Below are 9,428 nucleotides of genomic sequence, written 5' to 3'. Positions count from 1 at the left end.
CCCCAATATCACAAACCAATAACATTTTTTTACATCTTGTTTCCTATATAAATCGCTACTTTTGTGCAATTTTTAACACGTGATATACAAAAGGAGTGCTTATGTCAGTTTCAACCAACAAGATTAAATACGAAGGGTTAACTTACGATGATGTTTTATTAGTACCTCGCTACTCTGAGGTATTGCCTCGTGAGGTGGACATCTCGTCAAAATTTTCACGCAACATAACACTCAAAACACCAATCGTTTCAGCAGCTATGGATACGGTTACTGAATCTGCCCTGGCAATTGCTATTGCACAGGAAGGCGGAATTGGCGTTCTCCACAAGAGCATGAACATTAAGGCTCAGGCTGCTGAAGTACGCAAAGTAAAGCGTAGCGAGAGCGGAATGATTCAGGATCCGCTCACGATAAGCATTGACGGACTCGTAACTGACGCACTTCAAATGATGAAAGAGCACTCTATTGGTGGTATCCCGGTTGTCAAAGAAAACGAAGAACTCGTTGGAATTGTAACAAACCGCGACCTTCGCTTTGAGAAAAACATGCAACGCCCTATCACAGAGGTAATGACAAAAAACAACCTCATTACTATCTCTCAAAATGATGATCTTGAAAAGGCAGAAGACATTCTCCAAAAAAATAAAATCGAAAAGCTTCCGGTAGTTGACGATAATGGCAAACTAACCGGACTCATCACTTTCAAGGATATTATAAAAGCACGTATTAAGCCAAATGCCTGTAAAGATCAATACGGTCGCTTGCGTGTAGCTGCTGCTGTAGGCATCACTGCCGACATGATGGAGCGCGTTAACGCACTTGTTGATGCAGGTGTTGATGCTGTAATCATTGATACAGCGCACGGTCACTCAAGAGGTGTAATCGAAGCGCTCAAAACTGTTAAAAATTCTATCACAGATAAAGTTGATGTAATTGTTGGAAACATCGCAACTGCTGAAGCGGCTCGTGACCTTGTTGATGCCGGAGCTGATGGAGTTAAAGTGGGAATTGGCCCGGGTTCTATTTGCACAACTCGCGTTATTGCCGGAGTCGGATTCCCTCAACTGAGCGCTATTCTGGAAGTTTCAGGTGAATTAGCCAAAACCGATATTCCACTCATTGCCGATGGCGGCATCCGCTTTACAGGAGATATCGTAAAGGCATTAGCAGCCGGAGCGAGCAGCATCATGGCCGGCTCGTTATTTGCCGGTACTGAAGAGTCACCGGGTGAAACGATTATCTACGAAGGAAGAAAATTCAAGTCGTACCGCGGAATGGGATCAATTGAAGCCATGCAAAAAGGTTCTAAAGATCGTTACTTCCAGGACGCTGAAGACGACATTAAAAAACTCGTACCTGAAGGAATCTCAGGCCGTGTACCATTTAAAGGCAGTATATCAGAGGTTCTCTACCAGCAAATTGGCGGTATAAGAGCCGGAATGGGATACTGCGGAGCAAAAGATATTCCTTCACTTCAGGAAGCACAGTTCGTGAAAATTACTCCGGCAAGTGCTATCGAAGGACACCCACACGATGTAACCATCACGAGAGAAGCACCTAATTACTCAAGAAAATAATAAAGCAATGAATAAGATCAAATCAATCCTTTTGGTCGGAGCCGTTATTGCCTCCACTCTAGCAACAGCTCAGGTTAAAAAGAGCGCTACCATTTTGAAAGTTGAAGATGAAGAAATCACCGTTCATGAATTTGAACGCATCTACAACAAGAACAACAACAAAACTACGGTTGATAAGAAGACCGTTAGCGAATACATGGACCTGTTCATCAATTTCAAGCTCAAAGTGAGAGAAGCTGAAACGATGGGACTCGACACCTCAAAGGCTTTCCAAAAAGAGTTGGGTAGTTACATCGATCAACTTCAAAAACCCTATTTAACAGATCAGGAATACATCGATCATTTGGTTAAAGAAGGCTACGAGCGCATGCAAAAAGATGTGAATGCAAGCCACATCTTATTCCGCATACCTAAAAATCCAACTCCTGAAGACACTCTAAAGGCTTACAAAACCGCCATGAAAGTGTACAACAAAGCCAAAAGCGGAGTTGATTTTGAAGTGCTTGCTGCAGAACACTCTCAAGATCCATCTGCCCAAAAGAATAAAGGAAAACTCGGTTGGTTCTCAGCTTTCAGAATGGTTTACCCATTTGAAACGGCAGCTTACGAAACGCCTGTAGGAGAAGTTTCTAAACCGGTCAGAACCAGATTTGGTTACCACCTTGTGAAAGTGAACGACAAACGCGATGCAATTGGTGAGGTGAAAGCTGCTCATATCCTCATCAAGCACGATGATGAAAAACAAACCAAAGAAGACGAGGCTAAAAAGAAGATAGACGAAGTTTACGAACAACTCGAAAACGGTGAAAGCTTTGAAAGATTAGCCCGCACTTATTCTGAAGATCGCGGATCTGCGAGAAAAGGTGGCGAACTTCCAAAGTTTGGAGCTGGCAGAATGGTTCCTGAATTTGAAGATGCAGCATTCGGATTGGAAAACGATGGCGATTACAGCGAGCCATTTAAAACTGAATACGGCTGGCACATCGTAAAACGTATCAGCAAAGATGAAATCGGCTCGTTTGAAGAGGAAAGAGATTTTATCGAGCGCCAGGTTGAGCGCGATGGACGCGGATCTGACAGTAAAGTTTCTCTCGCCAATAAACTGGCTGATGAGTACAACGTAAAAGTTTACCAAAAGAATATTGACGCGATGGTTGACGTCCTCGATTCTTCAGTTTTTGTTGGCGACTGGAGTGCTGATAATGCTGAGGGAATGGACAAAAAAACCATGCAACTCAACGATAAGGAATACGGAAACAAGAAAGTTAAATGGACTCAGCAAGATTTTGCGCAATTCCTCGCTAAGAGACGCCACGTGAAGCCGATGGATTTGAAAATGGCTGTCAACTCTTTCTTCAAAGATTTTAAGACAAATGAAATTTTGGCTTATGAAAAGTCTATTCTGACAGAGAAATATCCTGAATACGAAGCGCTTTACAACGAGTATCACGATGGTATCCTCCTTTTTGACCTCATGGAAACAAAGGTTTGGAAAAAGGCAATCAACGATACTACCGGACTCAAAGCCTTCTACTCTACTCGTAAAAGTGAGTACATGTGGCCAAAGCGTGTGAAAGGAACAATTTACACCTGCTCTGATAAAGACGGAGCAAAACAGGTTGTTGACCTACTGGAAGAAAACGCATCAGACTCGGCTATCGAAGCCAAACTGAACAAAGACAACGCGCTTGCAGTGAAAATTCAGCAAGGAACTTACTCGGCTGATCAGCGCCCGGTTCTGACCGATATCAAATGGAAAAAGGGAGTTTCAAAAATAGCTGAACACGATGGAAGCTTTGTTATTGTTGATGTTGAAGAGGTTCTAGAGCCTGAAGAAAAGAAACTCAAAGAAGCTCGCGGAATTGTAATCACCGATTACCAGGAAAAACTGGAAAAAGACTGGATCGAGGAACTTCGCAACAAATATGACTATGAGGTGAATCAGGAAGTTCTTGAAAAGCTTGAAAAAGAATACGAGAAAAAATAAGCTATCGACAAACTGATCTACATATTATCGCTCGCTTTGTTGATGCAATCGTGTAATCTTTTCAACGCTAATGAAGAGGAAAGAGAGCCGGTTGCACGAGCCTATGACAGGTACTTGTACGCTGATGAGCTGGCTCAAAATATCCCCAACAGCTTATCTGACGAGGACAGTACGGTCATGGCCCACAGCCTCATCAAAAACTGGATCGAAAAGCAAATACTCGTTTACCAGGCTGAGAGCAATCTACCGGGCGAAAAGAAAAATGTAGAAAAGAAACTCGAAGAATACCGAAATGACTTGCTCATTTACACTTATCAAAATGAGCTCCTCAGTCAAAAACTCGACACCACAGTCACTGAAGCTGAAATCAAGACTTATTACCAAAACAACAAGAAAAACTTTCAGCTCAAAGACTATATCATCAAGGTTTACTACGTGAAAGTGGATACAAATGCTCCGCGTGTAGACGAACTCAAGTCGAATATCTTAGCTGATGACACTGAGTCATTACGCAAGGTTGAGGACTATTGCTACCAGTTTGCCCACAACTTCTACCTCGATGAAAATAAATGGCTCTACCTCGATGATCTTTTGAAAGAGATTCCGGTTGAAGATTACAACCGCGAAAAATTCCTTCGCAAGAATAAAATATTTGAGCTCGAGCACGGACAATACAAACACATTTTGCGAGTTTTAGACTACAGGTTGAAAGACAGCACAAGTCCCCTGTCGCTTGAACACGATAAAATAAAAAGCATCATTTTGAATCAGCGAAAAGTCGAATTTGTCAAAAATTTAAAAGACGATTTATTTGCTGAGGCAGAACGAAAAAATAACTTCGAAATTTACTGATGAAGAAATTAATAGCACTACTCTTATTTATCGTAACACTTTCGGTCAGAACCGAAGCACAGCCCGAGCAAAACAAAGTAATTGACGGTGTTATTGCTGTGGTAGCTGATGAAATCATCCTGCGATCAGATTTAGAGAATAAAATGACGCAGTACAGGCAGAGCGGAAACCCTGTCAATGAAAACACAAAATGTACGGTAATGGAGGACTTGATGTACAACAAGCTCCTCCTCGACCAGGCAAAAATCGACTCCATTGAAGTGCAGGAAAGCCAGGTGAACTCAGAGCTATCAAGACGTATCGATTATTTTGTTCAACAGATTGGCTCAGTAGAAAAACTCGAAGAGTTTTACGGTAAATCAATCGCCAAGATCAAAGACGAGTTTTACGATCTCATCAAAGATCAAATGACCATTCAGCAAATGCAACAACAACTCTCAAAAGATGTGCAGGTAACACCTAAAGATGTGAGAGAGTTTTACAACAGCATAGACCCCGATAGCCTCCCTTACATCAACGCTCAGGTTGAAGTTTCTCACATTGTCATCGATCCCCAGATCAACGAAGAAGAGAAAGAGTCAACCAGGCAAAAGTTACGCGAGCTCAGAGAGCGCGTTATGGATGGTGAGGATTTTGGAACGCTCGCCTACCTCTACTCTGAGGATCAGGGAAGTGCCGAGAAAAACGGTGAACTCGGATTCATGAAACGCGGTATGCTCGTTCCTGAATTTGCCGCAGCAGCATTCAGTCTTGAACCGGGCGAAGTATCGGGCATTGTAGAAACAAAGTTCGGTTTCCACCTGATTAAAGTAATCGAAAAGAAAGGTCAGCAGGTTAACGCCCGTCACATTCTTTTGAAACCAAAAGTTTCCGGATCTGACCTTACCCGCGCTAAAGCGAAGCTCGACTCAATAAGAAATATCATAACCGAAAATGAGTCTATTTCTTTCGCAGATATGGCTGAAAAAGTGAGCACAGATGAAAAATCGAGCAAAAACGGTGGTAAAATCATCAACGAATCATCCGGCTCTGCCCGTTTTGAAATGAACCAAATGAGTGAAGTTGATCCAAACCTCTTCTTCGTGCTCGATAAAATGGAGCCGGGCGAAATTTCAAAACCTGTTGTGTACAACAAAAAAGATGGCTCTAAAGCATACAGAATCGTTAGACTTGACACGGTTTACGAACCACACCGCGCTAACCTGGAAGACGATTATCAACGAATTCAAAGTGTCACAAAAGCTGAAAAGCAAAAAAAGTTAATTGACGAATGGATTCAGGGAAAAATTAAATCTACTTACATCAAAATCAATGAGCAGTATAGAGAATGCTCATTTGAACACTCATGGCTCTGATACAATATGGAAAATAAATACAAAGACGAAGTTGAAGCTGCAGAAGCATTTTCAGCAAAATATAAAGCACTTAACGAAGAAATAGGCAAAGTCATTATCGGTCAGCAAGAGGTTGTGAAAGACATCGTGATCTCGATCTTTAGTGGCGGTCACGCTTTGCTCGTTGGTGTTCCCGGACTCGCAAAAACACTTTTGGTCAATACGATCTCAAAATCTCTTGGCCTCAAGTTCAGTCGGATCCAATTTACGCCAGACCTCATGCCCAGTGATATCATCGGATCTGAAATACTGGACAAAGAGCGCAATTTCAAATTCGTGAAAGGTCCTGTTTTCGCAAATGTTGTCCTTGCAGATGAGATCAACCGAACTCCGCCTAAAACGCAGGCTGCGCTTCTCGAAGCGATGCAGGAAAAATCAGTTACTGCCGGTGGTGAAACTCACCAACTCGAAGAACCTTTCTTTGTTTTAGCCACTCAAAACCCGATTGAGCAAGAAGGAACTTATCCTCTACCAGAGGCTCAGCTAGACCGTTTCATGTTCAACATTTGGGTCGATTACCCTTCATTCCAGGAAGAAGTTGATGTGGTTAAAGCCACAACAACCGACAAAAAAGTAGCTGTCAATTCAGTGATGGATGCTGAGGAAATCAAGTATTTCCAGCAGCTCGTTCGCAAAGTGCCGGTAACCGATAATGTGATGGAATACGCGGTAAACCTCACAGCCATGACCAGACCGGAAGGTGATCGCGCTCCGCAACTCGTAAAAGACTATATCAGCTGGGGTGCTGGTCCGCGTGCTTCACAATACCTGATTATGGGAGCTAAATGTCACGCTTTGATCAACGGCAAATACTCGCCTGACAACGAAGATGTTCGTGCAGTTGCTACACCAATCTTACGACACAGAATGGTGAAAAACTACAAGGCTGAGGCAGAAGGTTATTCAATCGAGAAAATTATTGAAGAGCTCAAAAATCAGCGTTAAAACTATTCTTTAGCGAGTTCCTGTAAAAAGTCTTTGAAAGAAGAAGTGTTGTACTTGGCCATCCCGCTTTTGGCTGAAACCACTTCTCCTTTTTTGTTCAGGATGTAAGTCCGCGGTATTGCGCTTCCGGTAAACTGTTGGGGAATGTTGCTCGCTGCCGCAAAAACAGGGAACGAATACGCTTCATCGTGTTTGAAATCAATTGCTTTTTGAAACTCGCGATCGCGCGAGAGCATCACAAAAACTATATCGTCACTTTTTACTTCCTCATACAACTCCTGAATTCCGGGCATTTCAGCTTTGCAGGGCGGACACCAGGTAGCCCAAAAATTCACAAATACTACTTTCCCCCTGAGGTCTGCGAGATTTACGACCTCTCCCCTTTCATTCATCAACTTCATTGAAACCGGTCCGCTCGCATCTATTGGTTTTTTGTCGGTATCGGGCTGAATGATTCCGGTTGATAGTATTACGCTTTGCACACCGCTGATCAAAGGCTTATACAGGCCACTGAAGTAGAGAAAAAGTGCAACTGAGATGAAAATAGCCCAGTTGATTACTTCTTTTTTGGTTTCTTTATTTGAAAAGATCTTCATTTTTAAACTAATCTACCGCGAAATTCTGATAAACAAGTTCCGTGAGCAGTGACATACATCACGATTTGTTATTTTTAGAAACTCTGTATTTGTAAATCCAGGCAATAATAAAAGTCGAGAAAAACGAAAACGAACTGTAAACCACAGCGATCAAAGCCATTTGGTTGTTTTCAATGACATTCGTAGCAATGAAAATAGCCAGGGCACTATTCTGCAGCCCCATTTCAATGGCAATTGTGTATATAGATTCTCTCGACTTCAATATTCGTTTTAGAGCCAGAAAGGATATCATCATTACAGCTAAATTCAACAGAAGGCCGGGAACAGCGAGCTGTACAAACTCACTCACACCAAATGTATCTTTATCAGTGGAGAACAACACATAACCAAAAACCAACAACAGAATAGCGGGCAAAATATAACGGAGTGGTTCTCTCAACTTTGAAGTAAATTCAGGTTTGTAATGATTGATCGTCATTCCCACTAAAACCGGCAACAATACTGTACTGGTCACTTCTCCGGCCGTACTGGAAAACGAAACATCAACAGGTTGATCTTTTCCCAAAAACACATTCAGAGCCAGCTGAACAATGAGCGGAATGCTAAATACGATAATAAAGCTATTGATAGTCGTAAGCGAAACAGATAGCTCCGTTTTACCTTTCAGGATGTACGTCACCAGATTTGAAGCAGTTCCGCCCGGGCAGGCAGCAATCAGAACAAGTCCCACTTTGTAAATTGGGTCGAGAGGGTAAATCCAGGCAATAATGAAAGCCACCAATGGCACAACAATCATTTGCCCTACCAGTCCGGAAATCATGGATTTTGGCTTCTTAAAAACCGTTTTGAAATTGTCAAACTCCAAATTGAGACCAATCCCCAACATGATGATTCCAATCGCGATAGGCATTAAAAGTGAATCGGAGTTTGCCATTTACGTTTCTTTGGCTCGAAGAAAGGCAATTTACGATAATTTAAAGTCAAAGATCAGGCTAATTTTGCGCATCGTAGTATAATTGCCAAAATTTGAATTATGCGTCACTTCATACTTGCACTAACAGTTTTAGCAGCTTTTGCTAGTTGTCAGCCTGTAAAATCACCACAGTCAGAACCGAACAACCAGCTCAGCTTTTTGAGCGCAACCGCTTACACACAGCAGTCGGCTGAGTACCGTGCGGTTTGTTTGCAAACGTATCAGCTCGCTGGTAGGGCTCTGACCGAAAAGATTGCCGATTATAACTCAGATTCCCTCAAGCCTGCCGTTGTGTTAGACCTCGATGAAACCGTGCTGGATAATTCGCCTTACACCGCCTGGCAAATTTCGAATAACAAACCGTACACCACCGAAACGTGGCAAAAGTGGACAGCCATGGGAAAAGCCAAATCTGTACCGGGATCAAAAGCGTTTCTCCAACTAGCCGATAGCCTGGATGTTACGATTTTTTACCTCAGTAACAGGCGTGTAAACAGGTTGGAACCGACTGTGAAAAACATGAAAGATTTGGGAATGCCACAGTCAGAACCGGATCATTTTCACCTAAAATCGAGTACTTCAGATAAACAGCCACGAAGAGATTCGATCATGAATCAGGGATACGACATCTTGTTGTTTTGTGGTGATAACCTCGGTGATTTTGGATCTGAATGGGATCACGGTACAACTGCCCAGCGAAACGAAACAGTCATGAATTCTTCTTCGAGATTTGGCACCGAATTCTTCATCTTCCCCAACCCGATGTACGGTAAATGGGACGCTGCCCTACTCGACTACAACCGCGACACATCAGAGGCTGCAAAAAATCAAATGAGGATTGATAAGTTGGAGAAGGTTGAGTTTTACTAAGAGTTGAGGTTGAGCTGGAAGCACTGACCTAAAGCGTCAGGTGATGAAAGTGCTGACCGATAGCGTCAGTAGTAAGGTCAAGGTCGAGGTTGAGGTCGAGGCTAAGAAAAAACAAGCGATCCTTAACTGAACAATTAACCAAAAAGTCAATTCGTAGGTTACGTCTCATCAGTCAGCGATATGCAGCGGATGTGCGTAGTCGCGTTTCGAAGCGGAACTCGATCAGGATTTTTG

The 9,428-nt window shown here is 42.7% G+C and carries 8 protein-coding genes; 6 read left to right on the top strand and 2 right to left on the bottom strand.

Annotated elements, in window-relative coordinates; genetic code table 11:
- Nucleotides 1-101: 101 nt before the first annotated feature.
- The 5 genes from guaB to RI557_RS10820 are packed head-to-tail and all read left to right on the top strand — an operon-like array spanning nt 102 to nt 6,755.
- Nucleotides 102-1,577: an IMP dehydrogenase gene (guaB, locus tag RI557_RS10840; protein ID WP_310683739.1), complete on the top strand. Its 1,476-nt coding sequence runs from the start codon at nt 102-104 to the stop codon at nt 1,575-1,577.
- 7 nt (nt 1,578-1,584) lie between these two features.
- Entirely contained in the window at nt 1,585-3,564 is a 1,980-nt protein-coding gene (locus RI557_RS10835; RefSeq protein ID WP_310683737.1) for a peptidylprolyl isomerase, read from the top strand.
- Between the two features lie 42 nt (nt 3,565-3,606).
- Entirely contained in the window at nt 3,607-4,416 is an 810-nt protein-coding gene (locus RI557_RS10830; RefSeq protein ID WP_310683736.1) for a hypothetical protein, read from the top strand.
- Nucleotides 4,416-5,771, top strand: coding sequence for a peptidylprolyl isomerase (locus RI557_RS10825; protein ID WP_310683734.1), 1,356 nt, complete (start codon nt 4,416-4,418; stop codon nt 5,769-5,771). The genes RI557_RS10830 and RI557_RS10825 overlap by 1 nt, the downstream gene beginning before the upstream one ends.
- A gap of 6 nt (nt 5,772-5,777) precedes the next feature.
- Complete coding sequence (locus tag RI557_RS10820; RefSeq protein ID WP_310668975.1) at nt 5,778-6,755, top strand: MoxR family ATPase; 978 nt, start codon at nt 5,778-5,780, stop codon at nt 6,753-6,755.
- A 2-nt stretch (nt 6,756-6,757) separates the two neighbouring features.
- On the opposite strand, the gene RI557_RS10815 is transcribed toward RI557_RS10820, so the two are convergent.
- Both RI557_RS10815 and RI557_RS10810 read right to left on the bottom strand, forming a co-directional pair.
- Entirely contained in the window at nt 6,758-7,351 is a 594-nt protein-coding gene (locus RI557_RS10815) for a TlpA disulfide reductase family protein (RefSeq protein WP_310668976.1), read from the bottom strand.
- A gap of 58 nt (nt 7,352-7,409) precedes the next feature.
- Nucleotides 7,410-8,285, bottom strand: a complete 876-nt coding sequence (locus RI557_RS10810) for a bile acid:sodium symporter family protein (RefSeq protein WP_310668977.1) — start codon at nt 8,283-8,285, stop codon at nt 7,410-7,412.
- A 99-nt stretch (nt 8,286-8,384) separates the two neighbouring features.
- Here RI557_RS10810 and RI557_RS10805 point away from each other — a divergent pair, with 99 nt between their 5' ends.
- The gene (locus RI557_RS10805; protein WP_310683732.1) at nt 8,385-9,194 is read left to right on the top strand and encodes a 5'-nucleotidase, lipoprotein e(P4) family; all 810 of its coding nucleotides are present in this window, start codon (nt 8,385-8,387) and stop codon (nt 9,192-9,194) included.
- Nucleotides 9,195-9,428: the final 234 nt, after the last annotated feature.

Origin of the sequence: Salibacter sp. (assembly GCF_031581065.1) — a bacterium.
Classification (GTDB): Bacteria; Bacteroidota; Bacteroidia; order Flavobacteriales_G; family Salibacteraceae; genus Salibacter.
This window is presented reverse-complemented; position numbering and strand designations above follow the sequence as displayed.

Excerpts from the sequence above, each read along its gene's own strand:
- guaB (WP_310683739.1), top strand. The coding sequence starts at position 102 with ATGTCAGTTTCAACCAACAAGATTAAATACGAAGGGTTAACTTACGAT.
- RI557_RS10835 (WP_310683737.1), top strand. The coding sequence starts at position 1,585 with ATGAATAAGATCAAATCAATCCTTTTGGTCGGAGCCGTTATTGCCTCC.
- RI557_RS10830 (WP_310683736.1), top strand. The coding sequence starts at position 3,607 with ATGCAATCGTGTAATCTTTTCAACGCTAATGAAGAGGAAAGAGAGCCG.
- RI557_RS10825 (WP_310683734.1), top strand. The coding sequence starts at position 4,416 with ATGAAGAAATTAATAGCACTACTCTTATTTATCGTAACACTTTCGGTC.
- RI557_RS10820 (WP_310668975.1), top strand. The coding sequence starts at position 5,778 with ATGGAAAATAAATACAAAGACGAAGTTGAAGCTGCAGAAGCATTTTCA.
- RI557_RS10815 (WP_310668976.1), bottom strand. The coding sequence starts at position 7,351 with ATGAAGATCTTTTCAAATAAAGAAACCAAAAAAGAAGTAATCAACTGG.
- RI557_RS10810 (WP_310668977.1), bottom strand. The coding sequence starts at position 8,285 with ATGGCAAACTCCGATTCACTTTTAATGCCTATCGCGATTGGAATCATC.
- RI557_RS10805 (WP_310683732.1), top strand. The coding sequence starts at position 8,385 with ATGCGTCACTTCATACTTGCACTAACAGTTTTAGCAGCTTTTGCTAGT.